Origin of the sequence: Ensifer adhaerens (assembly GCF_013283195.1) — a bacterium.
Taxonomy (GTDB): Bacteria; Pseudomonadota; Alphaproteobacteria; order Rhizobiales; family Rhizobiaceae; genus Ensifer; species Ensifer adhaerens_G.
The window spans coordinates 270452-289860 of record NZ_JABEKT010000004.1; the positions used below are offsets into that span (position 1 = coordinate 270452).

Sequence of the window (19409 nt, forward strand, 5' to 3'; positions counted from 1 at the left end):
TCGACCTCGGCCGTAACCACCCGCATGCCGAAATCGAACTGCCGCCAGAACGCACAACAACACAGGACCGCGCAAGGGTCGCGTTCCGACCGACAAAGTGGAAACTCTTCAGGGACGACAAGGCGGGCGCCGAGGTCACCAGCACCGATGTCGAAGCGGAAACGCAGGCACAGCCGTTCGAACTGGCACGCACCGGAACCTGACGGGTTTTCCGCCGCCCGGTCCACCCAATTCCCGTTTCTCCCGAGATGCGCTACAGCGTGCTATGCGGTGAGAAAAGCGGGAGACCAGGCGCATGTCCGTCATTGACGATTTGAAACAGGCACTCGGCGATGCCGTGCTGACGGGCACCGAGATCGGTGAGCGTTATCGCAGCGACGCCAGCCTCACCGGCCGCACCCTACCCAAGGCCGTCGTTCGCCCCGCAAACACGCACGAGGTCTCAACCGTGCTTCGCATCTGCGACGCCCACGGCCAGGCGGTCGTCGTGCAAGGCGGCCTGACCGGCCTTGCCGGCGGCGCCAACCCGGATAATGACGCCATTTCCCTCTCGCTCGAGCGCCTCGTGGGCATCGAGGAAATCGATCCGCTTTCCGCAACCATGACCGTCCTTGCCGGCACGCCGCTCGAAGTCGCCCAACGCGCCGCCGACGATGCAGGCTTCCTGCTACCGATCGATCTCGGCGCGCGCGGCTCCTGCCAGATCGGCGGCAATCTCGCCACCAATGCGGGCGGCATCCGCGTCATCGCGCACGGCGTCACCCGCGACAACGTGCTTGGCCTGGAAGCTGTGCTTGCCGACGGTACGATCCTTTCCTCGCTCAGCAAGATGATCAAGAACAACACCGGCTACGATCTGCGCCAGTATTTCATCGGCTCGGAGGGCACACTCGGCGTCATCACCCGCGCCGTCCTGCGATTGAAGCCGCGCCCTGCAGGCCGCCTGACGGCGCTTTGTGCGCTCGACAGTTATGATCAGGTCGTCGCCTTCCTGGCGCGGGCGCAAAGAGGGCTGCCGGGCCTCTCGGCATTCGAAGCCATGTGGGACGGATACTTCCGCTTCAATTGCGAGGCGGAAGGACAGCGCTTCTTCGAGACGCCCCCCGCCTTTGCGGTGATCGTCGAGCAGGATGTCCAGGGCCATGACGAAGAAAGCGAGGATTTCGAGAATTTCCTCGGCGCCGCCCTTGAAGACGATGTCATTGCCAACGCTCTCATCGCGCAGTCGGAGAAAGAAAGCCGGCTGTTCTGGCAGGTGCGCGAAGGGCACGCGATGGACCGCCTGCTGCCGGGACTGATCAATCTCGATGTCAGCCTGCCCATCGGCGAAATCGGCCGTTTCGCGGCGGAATGCGGCACGGCGCTCGCCGCTCGCTTTCCGCAGGCGCACATCTCCTTCTTCGGTCATGTCGCCGACAGCAACCTGCACATCGCCTTTTCAACGCCTGAAAGCGACGAGCACACCCAGCATACGGTCGATGGCATCGTCTACGACATCGTCCGTCGTTATCGCGGCTCGATCTCCGCCGAACACGGCATCGGCACCTTGAAGCGGGAGTTCCTCGGCCATTCGCGCAGTGCTGCTGAACTCGAGGTAATGCGCCGGATCAAGAACGCGCTCGACCCGAAAGGCATCCTCAACCCCGGCAAGGTGATTTGAAACGGGCGTCACCGCCATGAATCCGGCGTCGTCGGAATGGCCACTTTCGGGATCGGCTACCGTCAGCTCCGCCCTGCCGGCACTCGACCGCCGCCGCGCAACCCAGCTGCCACGGGGGCAAGAAGTACGGATGGTTCAGGCCGTGGCAAATACGGCCGCCAACCTCCGCCCCCAGATGGGAGCGACGGGCGTCAGGTCAAAAATCGTTCAAATCAAGGAAGCGGCGGTTGTCGCCAGGAGGGGTCGCGCCGCTCGAAGAAGGCGGCAACGCCTTCGCGCGCCTCTGCGCTTTCCCAGCAGTCGGCAAGCTGCTCGATCGTGGCAGCAATGGTCGCCTCGGTGATCGGCTGCCCAAGCGATCTGGCAAGCCGCTTCGCCCGTCCCGTCGCGGCGGGCGCCGTCTGAAGGTAGGGCTCGATTTCCGCTTCGATGGTTGCATCCAGCGCATCGGGCGCGGCAATCGACGTCACCAGCCCCGCCTCCCTTGCCTCTTCGGCGCCGAACAGCCGCGCGGACATGAACAAAGGCCGCGCCCTGCCCTCGCCGATGCGGGCAACAACGTAGGGGCTGATGGTCGCTGGAATGAGGCCCAGCCGGGTTTCCGTCAGGCCGAAGCGCGCATCGGCAGACGCGATGACGGCATCGCAAACGCTCATGAGGCCGACGCCGCCGCCAAAGGCATTGCCGTGCACGCGCGCGATCACCGGCTTGGCGATCTCGTTCAATGCCTTGAACATCAGTGCCAGCCGCGTTGCCTCGGCGATACGGGTCGACCGATCCGCCTCGAACTGCTCGCGCATCCAGGCGAGATCACCGCCGGCGCAGAAGCTGCGCCCCTCGGCATCCAACACCACGACGCGCACCGCGGCATCGGCTGACAATCGTACCGCCGCCTCGGTCAGTTCACTGATCATGACGGCGGAAAGGGCATTGTGCTTTTGCGGCTGCGCCAATGTCAGCCGGGCGACACCTTTCGCATCGACGGCGTATCGGATCGTTTCGAACATCAGGCAGAACTCCTCAACGATCTGGCGAAGGCGGCAGCCTCTTCAAGCCTTGCCGCATCCAGCCCCGTCGAAAATCCGCGGCCGAGGACAAAGGCGTTGACTGCCAGCGTGTCGATATTGCCGGCCGCACCCGGCGCGTAGGGGCATCCGCCGAGGCCGCCGGCCGAGGCGTCGAAGACGCGCAAGCCACGCTCGAGCGCGACGCCGATATTGTCGAGTGCACGTCCGGACGTGTCGTGAAAATGGCCCGCCAGTTGTCCGGCCGGCACTTGCGCCAGCACGGTTGCCAGCATCGTGTCCACCGCCCCCGGCGTGCCGCGTCCGATCGTATCGCCGAGGCTGATCTCGTAACAACCGAGCGCCAACAGGGCAGCGGCGACTTGAGCAGCACTCTCCGGGGCAATCGCGCCTTCATAGGGGCACTCGACAACGCAGCTGACATAGCCTCGCAACGGCACTCCGTTGGCGCGGCAGGCTTCGGCAACGGGGCGAAAACGCTCGATGCTTTCAGAAATCGAACAATTGATGTTCTTCTGCGAGAAGGTCTCTGACGCCGAGGCGAAGATCGCCATCTCGTCGGCCTTCGCCGCAAGGGCCGCCTCGAAGCCCTGCATGTTCGGCGTGAGCGCCGCGTAGCGCGTGCCCGACCGACGCCGGATTCCGGCCATGACAGCCGCCGCATCCGCCATCTGCGGCACCCATTTCGGGCTGACGAAGCTCGTCACCTCGATGCGTTGATAGCCGCAGGCCGACAGGAGATCGACAAGGTGGATTTTGTCGGTCGTATCGACAAGCCGCTTTTCGTTCTGGAGGCCATCGCGCGGCGCCATTTCGACAAGCGTCACATGCTCGGGCGCCGCCACGCTCATTCGCCGCTCTCCGCCTTCAACACCACGAGGATCGCCCCGGCACTCACCTGTTCGCCAGACGAGATCAGCACATTCTCGATGATGCCATCGCGTGATGCCGCCAGCGTCAGCTCCATCTTCATCGCCTCCATCACCACCAGCGCCTGGCCTTTCGTCACCGGGTCGCCGGCGCTGATATGGATGAGTTTGACGATACCGGGCATTGGCGCCGCAATCTCGTCCGCGGCCGCCTCGCCCGCATGAGCTTCGGCAAGTGGATCGGGAAGCCGAAGAACGAATGTCTCGCCTCCAACAAAAAGGGTGATTGTCTCCCCTTCGCGCAGAAAGCGGAAGACGCGCTGCTCGCCCGAGATCTCCACCCGGGCACCATCGTCAAGCCGATCGAGTACGAGCACAGGAAAGGTGCTTTCGCCAGCCCGTACCGCGAACTGATCGCGCCCGCGGGCTGCAAGCGTGACGACCGATCGTCCGCCGGCATGCTCGACGGCGACGCTTCTGTGCGCATCTCCCCAGATCTGCCAGTGACCGAGTGACGACCAGGGATCGTCGAATTTCATCGGTCGCAGCACGCCGGTGGCGGCGATGGCGGCCAACGCCAGTGCCTCATCTCCCGCGACGACCGGCGTGGTCAATTGCTCGATCGACCGGTCGATCAGCCCGGTGTCCGGCCGCCCGGCACGAAACTCGGGTTCGGCGGCGAGCCGGGCGAGGAAATCGAGGTTGGTGATGGTGCCGCCGATGCGGCAGGCCTTGAGCGCACTCTCCAGTCGGGCAAGCGCTGAAGAGCGGCTTGGACCATGCACGATCAGCTTGGCGATCAACGGATCGTAATAGGGGGCGATGACGTCGCCCTGCCGGACGCCGGCATCGACCCGGACGCCGTCGACAGGAAAATCGAGCATGGCAAGCCGACCGGCAGCCGGCAGAAAGCCGCGCGACGGGTCTTCGGCATAAATCCGCGCCTCGAACGCCCAGCCATCGATGGCGATTTCGTTCTGCCGCTTGGGTAGGGCCTCGCCGACGGCGGCGCGCAACTGCCATTCCACCAGATCGATACCGGTGATCGCCTCGGTGACGGGATGTTCGACCTGCAGCCGGGTGTTCATCTCCATGAAGTAGAACTGGTCCGGCCAGAGCCCGTTGGTGACATCGGCGATGAATTCCACCGTGCCGGCACCGACATAGCCGATTGCACGCGCCGCTTTGACCGCCGCCTCGCCCATGGCGCGGCGCACTTCTGCCGTCATGCCAGGGGCCGGCGCCTCTTCGATCACCTTTTGATGGCGGCGCTGCAGCGAGCAGTCGCGTTCGAACAGGTGCAGGATGTTGCCGTGGCGATCGCCGAAGACCTGGACTTCGATATGCCTGGGCTTGGTCAGATATTTCTCGATCAGCACCGCGCCGTCGCCGAAGGCGGCTTCGGCTTCGCGGCGCGCTGCTTCCAGGGCCGCGACAAATTCATGCGGTTGCTCGACCTTGCGCATCCCCTTGCCGCCACCGCCGGCGCGCGCCTTGATCAGCACAGGAAAGCCGACCTCGGCCGCCCGGTCCGCCAGGTAGGACGGGTCCTGTTCATCGCCGTGGTAACCGGGCACGACGGGCACACCAGCCTGTTCCATCAGCGCCTTGGCCGCATCCTTCAGCCCCATGGCGCGAATGGCGGCCGGAGACGGACCGACAAAGGTCATGCCCGCCGCTTCGACAGCCTCGGCAAACTTGGCGTTTTCCGACAGGAATCCGTAACCCGGGTGAATGGCATCGGCATCGACGCTTCTCGCCGCAGCGATAATGCGCTCGATCGAGAGATAGCTTTCGGATGCCGCCGCCGGTCCGATGCGGATCGCCTCGTCGGCCAACGTCACATGCAAGGCATCGACGTCGGCGTCGGAGTAAACAGCAACGGTTCGGACGCCCAGACGTCTGGCGGTGCGGATAACACGGCAGGCGATTTCACCGCGGTTGGCAATCAGAAGCTTTGAAAACATCGGCATATGGCCCGCCCTATTGCGCCGCTATCACTTCGACTTCGAGCAACCAGCCGGCGTCGAAGATGCCGGCAATCACCACTGTCATCGCCGGCGCAAGCGGACCCAGATATTCCGCCCGGGCCGCACGGTTGGCCATGGTGTGGTTGCGGTCGGCAAGAAAGGCCGTGACCTTGACGATATCGGCTTTGCTCATGCCAGCGGCCTTCAACTGAGCATCGATGTTCAACCAGACCTGCCGGGCCTGCGCCTCGAAAGTATCGGGCAGTTCGTCGTCCGAATTGAGCGGCACCTGACCGCTGACGAAGACCAGCCGCTCGAAATTCTCAAGCCGCACGGCCTGCGAGTAGCCGCCGCGCGGTTGCGGCGCATTCTTGGCGTTGACGTTTTCGCGCTTCATCGCGATCTCCTACATTCTGAACAGGCCGAAACGCGTCTCTTCGATTGGTGCATTGAGCGCCGCCGAAAGCGATAGTGCCAGCACGTCACGGCTCTTGCGCGGGTCGACGACGCCGTCGTCCCAGAGCCGGGCGGAGGCATAGAGCGGATGGCTCTGGCGCTCGAAGAGATCAAGAACCGGTTGTCGGAACTTGGCCTCCTCCTCTTCGTTCCAGGGCGTTCCCGCCCGCTTCAGCGCCTCGCCGCGCACCGTCGACAAGACGCCGGCCGCCTGTTCGCCGCCCATCACCGAAATCCGGCTGTTCGGCCAGGTCCACAGGAACCGCGGCGAGAAGGCCCGACCGCACATGCCGTAGTTGCCGGCACCGAACGAACCGCCGACAAGCATGGTGATCTTCGGCACCTGCGCCGTCGCCACGGCCGTCACCAGCTTGGCGCCGTGCTTGGCGATGCCTTCGGTCTCGTATTTGCGCCCGACCATGAAGCCGGTGATGTTCTGCAGGAAGACGAGCGGGATCTTGCGCTGGGCGCAGAGCTCGACGAAATGCGCGCCCTTGAGCGCCGATTCGGAAAACAGCACGCCATTGTTGGCGATGATGCCGACGGGGACGCCGTGGACATGGGCGAAACCGCACACGAGCGTGTTGCCGTAGCGCGCCTTGAACTCGTCGAAGCGGGAGCCATCGACAAGCCGGGCGATGACTTCGCGGATATCGTAGGGCGTGCGCAGATCGGCCGGGACAATACCGGCAATTTCCTGCGGATCGTAGAGCGGCGGCTCCGGGCTCTGCCGCTCCACCGACGCCGGTTTGTGGCGGTTAAGTGCTGCAACTGCCCGGCGCGCAAGTGCCAGCGCATGGGCATCATCACGCGCCATATGGTCGGCAACGCCGGACAAGCGGGTGTGCACGTCGGCGCCGCCAAGATCCTCGGCCGAGACCACTTCGCCGGTCGCCGCCCGCACCAGCGGCGGGCCGGCCAGGAAGATCGTGCCCTGGCCCTCGACGATAATCGTTTCGTCCGACATGGCGGGCACGTAGGCGCCGCCTGCCGTGCATGACCCCATGACAACGGCGATCTGCGGAATGCCGGCAGCGGACATATTGGCCTGGTTGTAGAAGATCCGGCCGAAGTGATCCCGATCCGGAAAGACCTCATCCTGGTTCGGCAGGTTGGCACCGCCGGAATCGACCAGATAGATGCATGGCAGCTGGTTCTCGGCAGCGATCTCCTGTGCGCGCAGATGCTTCTTGACCGTCATCGGATAGTAGGTCCCGCCTTTGACGGTCGGGTCGTTGCAGACGATCATGCATTCACGGCCGGACACCCGGCCGATGCCGGTGATCAGGCCTGCTGCCGGCGCATCGCCGTTATACATGCCGTAAGCGGCGGTCGAGCCGATCTCGAGGAAAGGCGTTGCCGGATCGATCAGCGCGGCGACCCGATCGCGCGGCAGAAGCTTGCCGCGGCTGACATGGCGCTCGCGCGCCGTGTCGCCGCCACCGCCGGCTGCGAGCTTGACGGCGTCTTCGACGGTCGCAATCGCCTCCGCCATCGCCGCCTGATTGGCCCTGAACACGTCTGATGAGGGCGAGATGTGGGATTTCAGAACAGTCATGAAGTCCTCATTCGATCGAGGCGGATTGCGGCTTCGGCGGATCGTCTGGGCGTCTATCTGGTCTCGGTGAACAGTTCGCGACCGATCAGCATGCGGCGGATTTCACTGGTTCCGGCGCCGATCTCGTAGAGCTTGGCGTCACGCAGCAGCCGCCCCGCCGGATAGTCGTTGGTATAGCCATTGCCGCCGAGCGCCTGGATTGCCTCCAGCGCCAGCGCCGTTGCCTTCTCGGCAGCATAGAGAATGCAGCCGGCCGCGTCCTTGCGGGTGGTCTCACCGCGATCGCAGGCCGCGGCCACCGCATAGACATAAGCGCGCGCTGCGTTCGCCGTGACGTACATGTCGGCAAGCTTGCCCTGCATCAGCTGGAACTCGCCGATCGCCTGGCCGAACTGCTTGCGCTCGTGGAGATAGGGGACGACGACGTCAAGGCAAGCCGACATGATGCCGAGCGGTCCGGCGGACAAGACCACACGCTCATAATCGAGGCCGGACATCAGCACGCGGACGCCGCCGCCCTCGTTGCCAAGGATGTTTTCCGCCGGCACCTCGCAATCGCGAAAAATCAGCTCGCAGGTGTTGGAGCCGCGCATGCCGAGCTTGTCGAGCTTCTGGCCGGTGGAAAACCCGACGAAACCCTTTTCGACGAGAAAGGCGGTAATGCCGCGCGGGCCTGCACTGGGGTCCGTCTTGGCGTAGACCACCAGCACATCTGCATCCGGCCCGTTGGTGATCCACATCTTGCCGCCGTTGAGGACATAAGCATCGCCGCGCTTCTCTGCCCGCAGCGTCATGGAAACGACGTCGGAGCCGGCACCCGGCTCGGACATGGCGAGCGCGCCGACGTGCTCGCCAGAAATCAGCTTCGGCAGGTAGCGCGCCTTCTGCGCCTCGTTGCCGTTGCGGCTGATCTGGTTGACGCAGAGATTGGAATGGGCGCCGTAGCTCAAGCCCACGGAAGCGGATGCACGGCTGATTTCTTCCATGGCGACGCAATGGGCGACATAGCCCATGCCCGCACCGCCATAAGCCTCGTCTGCGGTAATGCCGAGCAGGCCGAGATCGCCCATTTCCCGCCAGAGCGGCGTCGGAAAAGCATTACTGCGATCGGTCTCGTCCGCCAGCGGCGCGATACGCTCGGCCGCAAAACGGCGCACGCTGTCGCGCAATGCGTCAATGTCCTCGCCGAGCGCGAAGCTCAATCCGCCCTGAAACATCTCTCGTCTCCTCCCCTCGGCCCTGTCGGCGATCTCCTCACCGCCAACCGGGTCGTCTGCGCTCCATCCTCTACGCGCCACGCGGCGATTGCAATGATGCTCAACGCCGCGAAGTCGAGCGACGATAGCACCGCGCCTTGCTAATTTCCTTCCAAAGAGGAAATCCGCAAAGCACGATCTGCAAAGTTTAAGAGCGTTTGGCGATGCATCCGCTGCGCGAAGCGGTTTCGCCCAATCTGGCTCGCTGCAACGTTCGCGTTGCGATGGAATCGCTTGCGAAGTGCTTACTTGTTCGGCCAGATTTCCTGCGCCCTGCCGACGTCGGCAAGGCCGCGCTGCGCGTCACGGTTGCCGGTGGCAGCGACCGCCTCGAAGATGCGCCGGGCTTCGGCGTAGCGCTTGAGATTGAGATAGGCGTAACCGCGCAGCACCATCAGGTCCGACCGCTGCGTCGAGATCTGCCCAAGCTGATCGAGGAAAATCAGCGCCTCGCGATACCGTTTCGCATCGAAAGCGGCAATCGCCCTGTCGGAGAGAATGGCGCTCTGCAATTCTTCGGCGCGGCGACGGCTCTGGGTCGATTGCGTCGCGGCCACGGCAGCCCTGTTGGTCAGCCCGGCCCGGAGATAGGCAAGGCTTTGGCCATAGGCGGCATCTTCGCGCATCTGCGATGCCGGTGCCTGCAAGGCGACCGCGAAGGCTTCGGCCGCTTCCAGCGGACGATTGAGGTCCATCAGACACCAGCCGTGCGTCAGCGCCGCCTGCGGTGAAAGCCGCGCCGGGTTAATGGTCGTCCGGCATCCCGTTGCGTTCCTGCCAGTCGTTTGCGTTTGCCGCGCAACCGCAACTGGCTGCTCGACCACATAGCGCGTCGCCGTTCGCGGCGCTGCCTGCGTCACGACCGCAGGTGCCCTTTGTTGCCCACCGGATATGGGTGCCTGCTCGCGGGCCAGCGGCCGTTGTTGCCGGGCAATGGCTTCGCGCCGTTCCTCCTCGGTCTCGCCCAGGCGCGCAATGCGCTCGGAGCGTCCCGCCCAAAGCCTCTGGATTTCCGCGACGCCGGCGGTATCACCGAGTTGGTTGCGGCTCAGCGCCAGACCATAGGCCGAAGGCTCATCATCCGGCTTCCAGCGTAGGGCCGTTGTGAACCATTGTGCAGCCGTCGCCGGCTGTTCCATGGCACGGGCATACCAGCCGAACTGCTGCGCGGTGGCCGGATCACGCCCCTTTGTCGTCTCCTGCGCGATGCGGCTCAGCACTTCCTTGCTGAGCGCCACGGGCGGCTCGATCGCCAGCAGGTTTGCCGTCGCGGCAAAATAGGTGGCCTTGGCATCCTCCGACGCGTCGCGCCAGGGATACAGCACCTTCTCGGCGTCCTCATGCGCTTTGCGCGCGATCAACGTCAGCGCCAATCCTTGCGAGGCAGACGCGGAATCCTCTTTGTCATGGGCGCGCCGGAACCATTGCTCGGCCGCGCTCATGTTGTCGCGGCGCAACTGGTACCAGCCCAGAAGAAGGGCATCGCTCGCCAAGCCATCGGTTTCTACGAGGCGTTCGAGGCGCAGGATGTATTTCGGGTCGACGGCCAGCTTGCCATCCCCATCGCCTTCGGCGACGAAGCGTCGGGCCAGATCGTCGCCAATGCTCTCGAACTCGCCGCCGCCGCCGGGCGCCGTGCGTTCAAAGGCCAGCAGTTCCTGGGCAATGTCATAGGGCAATCCGGATACCGCCTTCTGCACGGTCGCCAGCCGTTCCGGGGCACTGTCGCAATTCTTCAGGACATAGAGATAGGCATCTCGAGCGCGATCCGGCCGCTTGGTCTGCGCGAACGCATCGGCCACCCGCCAGAGCACGTCCACTTCAGAACACGTCAGCAGGCTCGGCGTACTCGCCGCCACTTCGATGACCGTCTCGTACTGCTTGAGATCGGAGGCATTCACCAACCGCGCTCGGGCTTCGGCAACATTCAGCCGCTCGAGCAGATCTGCCGGCGGCTTCCAGGCGGCCTCGGCTGCCTGGCGCTCGGCGATCGCTTTTCGAACTTCCGCGTAGCGCCCCTCCGAATAGAGCTGCCACATCGTTTCGAGCTGGGTATCCTTGTTGCGCGGAACGGCCAGGGGATCCTCGGGAGGCGTCCAATCGGGATAGAGCGCCCTCAGCCGCGATATCTCGGCCTGCAGCCGGGCCGTATCGCCCTTGCTTGCGAAATAACGCAGCGCCGATTCGTCGACCACCGGCGCCGTTGCCTGCGGCCGCGTTGCCTCGGCGGCAGGCTGCGTGTTCTGCGCGACCTGGCGAAACTCAGGTGCGGCCTGTCTCGATGCCTTGTCAACTATGCCGAACGACGCCTCGCCGGGAAGCCCGCTTCCCTGCTCGCCGTTGATCGGCGTACCGGCGACGCCGCTCAAATTCTTGCGCAGAAGCCCGTCGTCGGCAAATCCGGCAATCCCGGCCGCCGTGAGCATAATGCCGGCGATGACAACGGTTGAGGACTTCATAGACACTCCGGACGCTTCTCCTTCGCATAAGACAACCCGAGAAGGTGCAGTGTCGAAGGATAGTATTGCGTCGGGCTGAACACCTTGACGCTGTCGGGCAACGGTACCCGCTCCAAGACACAGGCCAGAATATGGTTAACAAATTGATAACCGGGGTCCGTCAAGGCCGACCGGACGGCCCCCGTCGCGACGTCACTGATGAGCAAATCGCCATTGCTGCCAAGCATGCCCTGCCGCAATCTTGAAAGCAGTTCGGCATCATCGCTGCCTGCGCGAACGAGATAGAGGGGGATGCGCAGGGCGTTGTAACCGAACTCCGCCGGAAAGCCCTCGGCCGCCTTGAGGCGCGTCCTGGCACTGACCCAATCGGCCGGCATCTTGCGCGGCCCGAGCTGCAATGCGTCGAGCATGCTCTCACCATCGACTCGCAGGGATTCCCATTTCGGCGAAGGTGCCACACGGTTGAGGACGGGGAAAGCCTCGAAGATCCAATAGGAAGGGTTTATGACAGGGCCATCGTTTCGATCGGCGGCAGAAAACCCGGCAACGCCCGGCAGCAACAACGTCCGGCCGCCATAGTCGATCACGACCCTGTCGAGGATTGCCTGGGCGATCTTGGCCGCCGCGGCGAGATAGTCCTCCCGTTTCCATTGTTCGCCGGCCAGTGTCAGCGCATAGGCGATCAGGATATCGCCATCGGTCGCATTGTTGACGTCGATGACATGGGGTTTTTCAGCCGGGCTCCATTTCCAGGCGGCAAGTCCGTCGTCGCGCAGAAGCAGTTCACGTAGCGTGAAGGACCAGATCAGCTCGAAATCGGCAGCGTTGTCCGCGAGCACCGCCAGCAACAGGCCGTAGCCTTGACCCTCGCTATGGCTGATGCCGCCGTTGCCGTCGTCGATGATGCGCCCGCCGGCGTCGACGAACTTGGCCTTGTATGTCTGCCAATCCTCAGCACTCACGGTTCCGTTCTGTCCCTGGGCTATCGCGGGCGCCTGCGGTAGAGCAGCGACAAGAGCAAGGGCGAGGGTGAGAACCGCGCGCAAGCTCATGGCCGGCGCCCGAGCCGGCTGAGCATGGATGACGTGGCAAGCCCGAGCAGCACCGACAATACAACCAGCGCCACGGCATAAAAGAGGATGTTACTCGAAAGCCAGTTGGCAATGATCAGACGGTAGTTGCCGATCGATGCCGGCCTTGTCTGCACAAACGTGAAATTGGTCACCGGCACCACGTTGATGGCGCTACTGGCCGGCTCGTAGGTCGCTATGTGTCCGGCGATCCGTTGCCATTGATGGACGTCGGAAATGGCTGACACGCCGTCGTTCAAAAGCTTGGCGGTCGGTGCCGCGACCAATGTCCATGTGGCGTCATCCGTCGGATTTGCCCCTTGGGCGACAAGCAACGTTGCCGTTTCCGGCGGCGCGAACTCGGCCTGTTCCTGTGGCAGGATACGCAGCGAACTCAGGGAGATGTCGAACTCCTGCTTCACCCAGTTCTGAAGCGCCGTCATCTGGGTGCGCCAGGCGCCACCACTCAAGCGCGTCTGCCATTCGTCGATCGCCTTCTGCGTATCCTCGCCGCGACCGGTGGCCTGTGCACTGCCCCAGGACATCTGGCGGCCGGGATCGATGCCGACCTGGGTGAGTACCGTCTTCGGCAATTCAGGCAACGTACCAACGAAGAGTGCGTTGCGCGTGCCCGCGGCCAACGGTGAAGCGATCATCTCCACGGCAATCGGCCGTCCGCCGGCAACCGCAAGCCGTGCAATGAATGTCGCTGCGGCCGACAGTGTGTCGGCGTCCGCCCGGTCGATGAAGAGCGGGATCGTTCCGGCACTGTTGCGATAGGGTGCCGCCGCGCCGGACAACGCCGCGAGATTGGGCCGAAGACCGATCCGGGCAAAGTTGGGCATATGGAGCTCTGACGTATCGAACAGTGCAAAACGCGAATCCGTCGACGCCGGTGCCCCCGGCGCGCAAACCTTGTCCTGATCCGTCAAGAGCACGGCCTCGAGCTCGATCAGGTTCGGTCCGGGCCGGAAATGGCGCATCGTCACGTTGATCGGCAGATGGCGCAGAATGCCGCCGGTCGCCGAATCGAACGGTACAGTCGACGCGATGTTGCCGTTGACGTAGATGTCGATCCGGCTGCCTGGGCGAACCGTCTCCGTATAGGCCGCGTCCAGCAGGATCGTCGCCTCGCCATAGGCGTCCGCGTAGAAGTCCGACGGCACAGCCACCGAAAACCTCGACCGGAAACGGCGCCCGGTAAATTCGCTTGTCGAAACACCCAGTTCCGAGAAACGCAGGCGCTTGTTGCCCGCGACCACCGGCGTTTCGGGCAAGAGCCAGCGCTCCGTATTGATGACGTCGCGGGGAACATCGCTCGGTCGGTCCATCGGTTCGGCGACAGCCTCGATGGCGGCCCGCACGGCCGACCAGTCAGGACCGCTCAAAACCAGAACCGGTGCATTTGTCTTGTCGTCGCGCATAAAAGCGGCGACCGATCCGCCGGCGGCGCCATCTGGCAGCGCGGCAATAAGCGGTGACACCTCGTCGACGGTACCGACAACCACGGTCAATTCGCCGGGCTTTCCCAACTCCGGCAGGTCCTGGCTGAGAATGACCCTCTGCGCCGGCATGTGACCGCGCAGCGCCAAGCCCTGGGCAAGACGCATCAAATCGGCAGCACGGCTCGGCTGTGCCATTCCCGGAACGACGAGATTGAACTGCGTGCGGCCTTTGCCGTCGACGCCAACGGCACGGATGTCGTCAACGCTCGCAAAGACGGCGCTCTCGGCATCTGCAAAGCTGATGAAAGCCGTGTCCGGCGCAATTTCGGTCCACAGTTCATAGGTGGATTCGATCGTGCAGTCGGTGCGGTGGCGTTGTTGCACCCGGAACCGGATGTCATTGGAACCGGGGCGCAGCAAACCGGCACGCAGCTCGTAGCTACGTTCCTCAGGGGTATCCGAGGCCTTGATCGGCCCTTCGCCAACCAGCTCTCCATTGACGAAAACCGAAAGGGACGAGACCTCCGGTGCAATCACGATCGCATTCTGATAACCGAAATTCAGCGTTGCGGGCGATTGCGCCTGGGCCGGCGTCAAATACATCGACCAGGTGCGTTCATCGACCTCGCCGCTGAGCGACAGCGCGTCGAAGGGCACAATAAACCGCCTGAAATCGTCGCGCTCGTCGCCACCGAGTGTGTCCGCGCCGGCGTCTGGCTCGCTTGCCTTCGGGCCCCCGCCCTCCTCTTGCCTTGGCATTTCGACCGGCGGCTCGGCCGCCGGACGTTCGCCCGACATGTCGAACGGGTTCGATTGAGCAAAGGTTTGCGTGGTCGCGGCAAGAAGCACGACAAGAAGGGCGGCAAGCGTCCGGTTCATCGCGTCGCCTCCGCTTGGTCGGACGAACGCAGGCTGCGGGCGAAATAGATCAGGCCGCGGCTCATCTGGTAGAGAGCCAGCCACAGGAACCAGACCGTGCCGCCGACCAGACCAGGATTTCCGCGCCGCGCCTTCTGGAATTCGCTCCATTGCTGGGAGTTCGCAAAGATCAGATCCGCCACAAGGCTGTGGTGGCGCGCCACCTCCGGCAGGTAACGGCAACCGAGCGTGGTGATGTCGCCGGCGATTTCCTTGTTTTTGACCGCAACCGGCAAGGTCTCGGAGGTGCCGTCGCCGCTATAAGGCTCGAAGCGGATGAGACCGTCCGTGTCGACGGGAAGCGTCGCCGCATCGACGCCATAGACCTGAACGCGGGCGCCGTTGGCCGATACGTCTTCGATGGTCGCCGGGTACCATTGGTCCGCGACGCCGAATTCGCAGCGCCGGCTGACCTTGACGCGCCGTGAGGCCGCCTTTTCCCCACGCTCAGAAACAACGCCGAGCGCGCAGCCTGCCATGATCAGGTTGAGCAGGTTCCACCCGCCCACGACCAGGGTGACGTCGGCCTTGTAGGGTTCGGTATAGACCCGGTAGACCGTCATCAGAAGCGCGACGAAAAGCACGGCAAAGATGACGAAGAACGGTCGGCTGATTTCCGACAGCCGGCTTTCCTGGATCGACTCGTCCTTGGCGGTCACCTTGAACGTCGGCCTGCTCGGGCGCATCAGCACCGAGATGACGGCCGGCAACAGATGCACGGTCTGGGCATATTCGTACAGCTCCGATATCCACGGCCAGCGGAAGGCGCCGTAGAGATAGTTCTGCATCATCAGGTTCACCATCATATAGGCGAGCGTATAGGCGAGGAACTCGCCGCCGGATGCGGTGAAGATTTCCAGATCGAAGAACAGGTAGAAAAGCGGTGCGAACAGAAAGATCGTGCGCGACACCGGAAAGAGCCAGAACAGCGTCGATGACATGTAGCAAAGCCGCTGCGGGATCGACAGTCCGCGCTTGAACAGCGGAAACCGGAACAGAAGGATCTGCATCATGCCCTGGGCCCAGCGGCTGCGCTGGCCGATGAAGCTGGCAAAGGTTGCCGGCTGCAGTCCGGCAATCAATGGCCGGTCGACGTAGATGCTGTTCCAGCCTCGGCCATGCAGCGCAAGTGCCGTTTCACAGTCCTCGGTGATGCTCATGCCGCTGAAGCCTTCGGTATCCTCAAGCGCCTTGCGTCGAAGCACCGCTGCCGAACCACAGAAGAAGGCCGCGTTCCACTTGTCGAGGCCGCGCTGGATGATGCCGTAGAACATCTCGTTCTCGCTCGGCATCTTCTCGAAGGTCCGCAGGTTGCGCTCAAGCGGGTCGGGGTTGAGGAAGAAGTGCGGTGTCTGCACCAGGAAAAGCTTCGGGTCGCTTTCGAAATAGCCGACCGTTTCCAGCAGGAAATCGCGCGCTGGCGCGTGGTCGGCGTCGAAGACCGCGATCAACTCGCCGTCCGAATGCAGCATGCCGTTGTTGAGGTTGCCGGCCTTGGCGTGTTCGTTGCGCTCTCGGGTCAGATAGCGCACGCCAAGATCGTCGCAGAGCGCCTGCAGCTCGACATGCCGGGCAGAGGCACGCTGCGCCTCAACCAGGTTCATCGAGTAGCGCTTTTGCTGCGTGCCGCCATCATCGAGCAACCAGACCGTCAGCTTGTCGGCCGGGTAGTCCATGCCCTTGGCCGCGGCAAGCGTATTGGCCAGCAGCCCCGCATCCTCGTTGTAGGACGGCACGAAGACGTCGACCTTCGGAAACGCGCCAGGCGAGACGGCCTTTGCCTTGCGCGGCGGCAGCGGCATCGCGACGACGAACAAGCTCAGCGACAGCATCATGACGCTGTACATTTCGGCGAGATAGAGCAGGAAGCCTGGGATGAAGTTCTCAAGCTGGTTCAGCGGAGGCAGCGTGCTGGTGGTGCGCCAATACACATAGCGAAGCACGATGGCCGTACCGAAGGCGAGCGCGATCAGGCGCCAGCGACCTTCGGCCTTGATGAGCTTCAGGATCGCCATGAATGTGACGACCAAAACGCTCACGATCAGCTGGGTCTGAAGATTGACCGGCAACGTGATGACTGCAATGACGCAAAGGGAGAAAAACGCCCATGCCGCAACGGGACCGATCTTGCTCATTCATTCTGCCTTCCAGCATTCGGCATCATGCCACTGGTATTGCTTGACCTGATTTCACCTGGGCTTTTCCAAGCCCGATACCAGCCCATACCAAATGATGGTTAGGAGCTGATTAAGGGCAATTGCCTCCCGCCGGCGCATCGCAAGCGGGCGGGGGAACAATGACAGTCGCTCCAGCCTTTGCCACTCCACCTGGCTCAGGTAACGGGACAGAATTCGCCGTCGCCGGCACGGCAACTGGCTGCTGACGCACCGGTTGCTCAACGCGGACCGCACGCCTGACCGGCGCGGGTGCCGTCATCACGCTTACCGGTCGAATGTCGGCGGGCGCCGGCTCCCTGCGGTAGATCGGGTTTCCAACCCTGCCAATGCCCGCCTCCAGCGGCGGCGGCGCGCCGTAAGGATTCCAGGCGGGATCGCCGAACGTACCGGTAATCGTGTATCCGTAGACGGGCGCCAGAAGCTCGTTCTCGCTCGCACCGGCAGCGCAGTAGCGAAAGCGGATCTGAATGGTGCCGTAGCCCCGGAGCGGCGAGCGATGGTTCTCTGCGCCACGGATCTGCTGCCAGGCGAAAATGCAGGCGTCATCGCCACGGCCACGGCCATAAGCATAGCCGAACGGCCCGTAGTTGTTCTGCAGAAAATCCGACGACTGCGCCAACGACACCCCGGGGAGCGCACGCCGCGCCTGCCGCATCATCTCGGAGCTTCTGACCGCCACGTAGCCGCTCGTCCTCTGCTGGTCGAACCTGGCCTCCATCGGACCGAAGAACTGTGCGCGCAGGACGTTCTGCCCAGGCGTCGAAGCCGAGGTGAAAAGGTAAATATCCTGCTCGATCGCGTTGGTCTTTCGACGCTCGACCACGTTGAGGACCGCCGGACCGCCCGGCGGCGGCAGGATCAGCGCATTCTCTGCGGGAACGATGACCGCATTCGTCGGCGTGCCGACATCGTTATGCGTCGCGCAGCCGGAAACCAGGGCGCCCGCAGCGAACACAGCCGCAAACGCGACCGTACCTCGCAGCCAGACAGCGGCTGCAGAACGCTCGCTCCGTGCGCCGAATCGCTTGCTGAAAAATCGTCCTGCCATACCGGAGCATTAGTTGATTCAGGCAAATTCGCAAACCCGTGAAGGATAGGGGATAACATTTCGACGTTCGCCCCGAGGGACAGACCTGATGCCGGACGCTATCGCAAGCGGCGGAGCCGGATCGCCATTGCGCATCCGGTCAATGGTCGTCGGACCGCCAGCGGCGCCTCGATCGAAAACAGGCCACCAGAGGTATCGCTACTCCCTTTGCTCCTTCATGTACGCCATTTTTGCAGATCGACGGACGATGAAGCCGCCACTTAGACTTTCTCGTCTGCACCAGTCGAGTGGAAGAGGGACAAAATGGGGCTGCCTGCTGTCACATCGAAACCGGAGGATCGCGTCGCGATTGCGCACCTGGGTCAAGCCTTGAAGACCGCGCTCGCAGACGAGAAAGGCCCAGTGAGAGCGTTTCTGAATGGAGATCCGCAGTCTCGCCGGGCGATCGAGCGCGACCTTGAACCGGCGGCGGTCGATGACCTCCTGCGCTTCGGCGTTGCCGAACAGACAGAGGACCTTTTACGCCCACGATTCCAGGCGCAACTTATCGGCCCACACCTCGTCTTTTCGGACCTGCGCCAGTCCATGCGCGTGGTGCGCAAGACGGAAGAGCGAAACGCCTACGTCGATCCGATGTGGGAGGGGCCAACCCTCTCCAATCTGCTCGTGAGGGAACCCGCCGAAAGTGGTCTCGACATGGGATGTGGCTGCGGCGTCATCGCCCTGGCGATGTCCACCTATTGCAGGAGGGTCGTGGCGCTGGACATGAACCCGCGGGCGCTCATGCTCGCGCGCTTCAACATGGCGTTGAACGGTGTCGACAATGTCGAAGTCCTGGAGTCCGACCTTTTCTCTGCCGTGGAGGGAGCGACCTTCGATCGGATCGTTTTCAATGCGCCCGTCGGCATGGAACTCCTGCCGCGCAACGCGCTGGAATCCGGGGAGCAGATCTTGATCCGGTTCTTCAGCGCGCTGAGCAAGCACCTCAAGAGCGGCGGCATGCTTCACATGAACGTGTGCGTGAAGGAATGGAGCAGGGCAAGCTTCGCCACAAACCTGCGCGCGTGGCTTGGAGAAAACCACAAGGACTTTCAAAGCCTCTTCATCGAGTTATGGCGCGTCGAAAGAGGCCTCAAGTTCAAGGTTCGCAGATGGATTGCCCCCTTCGTGCTGCCGCGCCAATATGGGCGATTGCTTCACATTCGGCGCGGCCTGCTTATTGCCGAAAGAAACGGCGTGGCGCGACATGCAGAGACAGCCTCTGCTTACGACACCTGGGCGACATCTCTCGGGCCTCAGTTTGGCGCATCATTGGTGAAGTCGTTGATGGGTGCCGATCCCGGCAAGGCACCCGCCGGCCCTTCCACGGCAGTGCTCAATACCTTGGATGACGACCACCGCCCCTTGGGTGGCTCCGTGACGACCGCAATTTTCAACAAGCTGCAAAACGTGCCGGCGGCTGCCCTGCTTTGACCGGTTGCGGTCATCGTCCGACAGG

13 protein-coding genes and 1 pseudogene are annotated in these 19409 nt (G+C 63.4%); 3 read left to right on the plus strand and 11 right to left on the minus strand.

Annotation, left to right across the window (positions count from 1 at the left end; translation table 11 throughout):
• Both LPJGGPFB_RS33375 and LPJGGPFB_RS27760 read left to right on the plus strand, forming a co-directional pair.
• Positions 1-203: pseudogene (locus tag LPJGGPFB_RS33375) on the plus strand (sulfate ABC transporter ATP-binding protein); the annotation flags it as partial.
• 92 nt (positions 204-295) lie between these two features.
• Positions 296-1660 (plus strand): FAD-binding oxidoreductase, encoded by a 1365-nt coding sequence (locus tag LPJGGPFB_RS27760; RefSeq protein ID WP_173423156.1) that lies wholly within the window; start codon positions 296-298, stop codon positions 1658-1660.
• A 212-nt stretch (positions 1661-1872) separates the two neighbouring features.
• On the opposite strand, the gene LPJGGPFB_RS27765 is transcribed toward LPJGGPFB_RS27760, so the two are convergent.
• From LPJGGPFB_RS27765 to bcsN, 11 genes are all read right to left on the minus strand, one after another.
• A complete protein-coding gene (locus tag LPJGGPFB_RS27765; protein WP_173423441.1) occupies positions 1873-2670 on the minus strand; it encodes a crotonase/enoyl-CoA hydratase family protein in 798 nt (265 codons plus the stop codon).
• Positions 2667-3536, minus strand: coding sequence for a hydroxymethylglutaryl-CoA lyase (locus LPJGGPFB_RS27770; RefSeq protein ID WP_173423157.1), 870 nt, complete (start codon positions 3534-3536; stop codon positions 2667-2669). The genes LPJGGPFB_RS27765 and LPJGGPFB_RS27770 overlap by 4 nt, the downstream gene beginning before the upstream one ends.
• Positions 3533-5521, minus strand: a complete 1989-nt coding sequence (locus tag LPJGGPFB_RS27775; protein ID WP_173423442.1) for an acetyl/propionyl/methylcrotonyl-CoA carboxylase subunit alpha — start codon at positions 5519-5521, stop codon at positions 3533-3535. The genes LPJGGPFB_RS27770 and LPJGGPFB_RS27775 overlap by 4 nt, the downstream gene beginning before the upstream one ends.
• Before the next feature lie 16 nt (positions 5522-5537).
• Positions 5538-5921: a RidA family protein gene (locus LPJGGPFB_RS27780; RefSeq protein WP_173423158.1), complete on the minus strand. Its 384-nt coding sequence runs from the start codon at positions 5919-5921 to the stop codon at positions 5538-5540.
• Between the two features lie 9 nt (positions 5922-5930).
• The gene (locus tag LPJGGPFB_RS27785; RefSeq protein ID WP_173423159.1) at positions 5931-7538 is read right to left on the minus strand and encodes a carboxyl transferase domain-containing protein; all 1608 of its coding nucleotides are present in this window, start codon (positions 7536-7538) and stop codon (positions 5931-5933) included.
• A 53-nt stretch (positions 7539-7591) separates the two neighbouring features.
• Complete coding sequence (locus LPJGGPFB_RS27790; RefSeq protein ID WP_173423160.1) at positions 7592-8755, minus strand: isovaleryl-CoA dehydrogenase; 1164 nt, start codon at positions 8753-8755, stop codon at positions 7592-7594.
• Positions 8756-9039: 284 nt separating this feature from the next.
• Entirely contained in the window at positions 9040-11253 is a 2214-nt protein-coding gene (locus LPJGGPFB_RS27795; protein ID WP_173423161.1) for a tetratricopeptide repeat protein, read from the minus strand.
• The gene (locus LPJGGPFB_RS27800; protein WP_427858641.1) at positions 11250-12299 is read right to left on the minus strand and encodes a family 8 glycosyl hydrolase; all 1050 of its coding nucleotides are present in this window, start codon (positions 12297-12299) and stop codon (positions 11250-11252) included. The genes LPJGGPFB_RS27795 and LPJGGPFB_RS27800 overlap by 4 nt, the downstream gene beginning before the upstream one ends.
• 2 nt (positions 12300-12301) lie before the next feature.
• On the minus strand, positions 12302-14647 hold the full coding sequence (locus LPJGGPFB_RS27805; RefSeq protein WP_173423163.1) for a cellulose biosynthesis cyclic di-GMP-binding regulatory protein BcsB: 2346 nt from the start codon (positions 14645-14647) through the stop codon (positions 12302-12304).
• Positions 14644-16821, minus strand: a complete 2178-nt coding sequence (gene bcsA / locus LPJGGPFB_RS27810; protein ID WP_077502468.1) for a UDP-forming cellulose synthase catalytic subunit — start codon at positions 16819-16821, stop codon at positions 14644-14646. The genes LPJGGPFB_RS27805 and bcsA overlap by 4 nt, the downstream gene beginning before the upstream one ends.
• A 112-nt stretch (positions 16822-16933) precedes the next feature.
• The gene (gene bcsN, locus LPJGGPFB_RS27815) at positions 16934-17911 is read right to left on the minus strand and encodes a cellulose biosynthesis protein BcsN (protein ID WP_173423164.1); all 978 of its coding nucleotides are present in this window, start codon (positions 17909-17911) and stop codon (positions 16934-16936) included.
• A 303-nt stretch (positions 17912-18214) separates the two neighbouring features.
• Between bcsN and LPJGGPFB_RS27820 the strand changes: the two genes are divergently transcribed.
• Positions 18215-19384, plus strand: coding sequence for a methyltransferase (locus tag LPJGGPFB_RS27820; RefSeq protein WP_173423165.1), 1170 nt, complete (start codon positions 18215-18217; stop codon positions 19382-19384).
• Positions 19385-19409 lie beyond the last annotated feature (25 nt).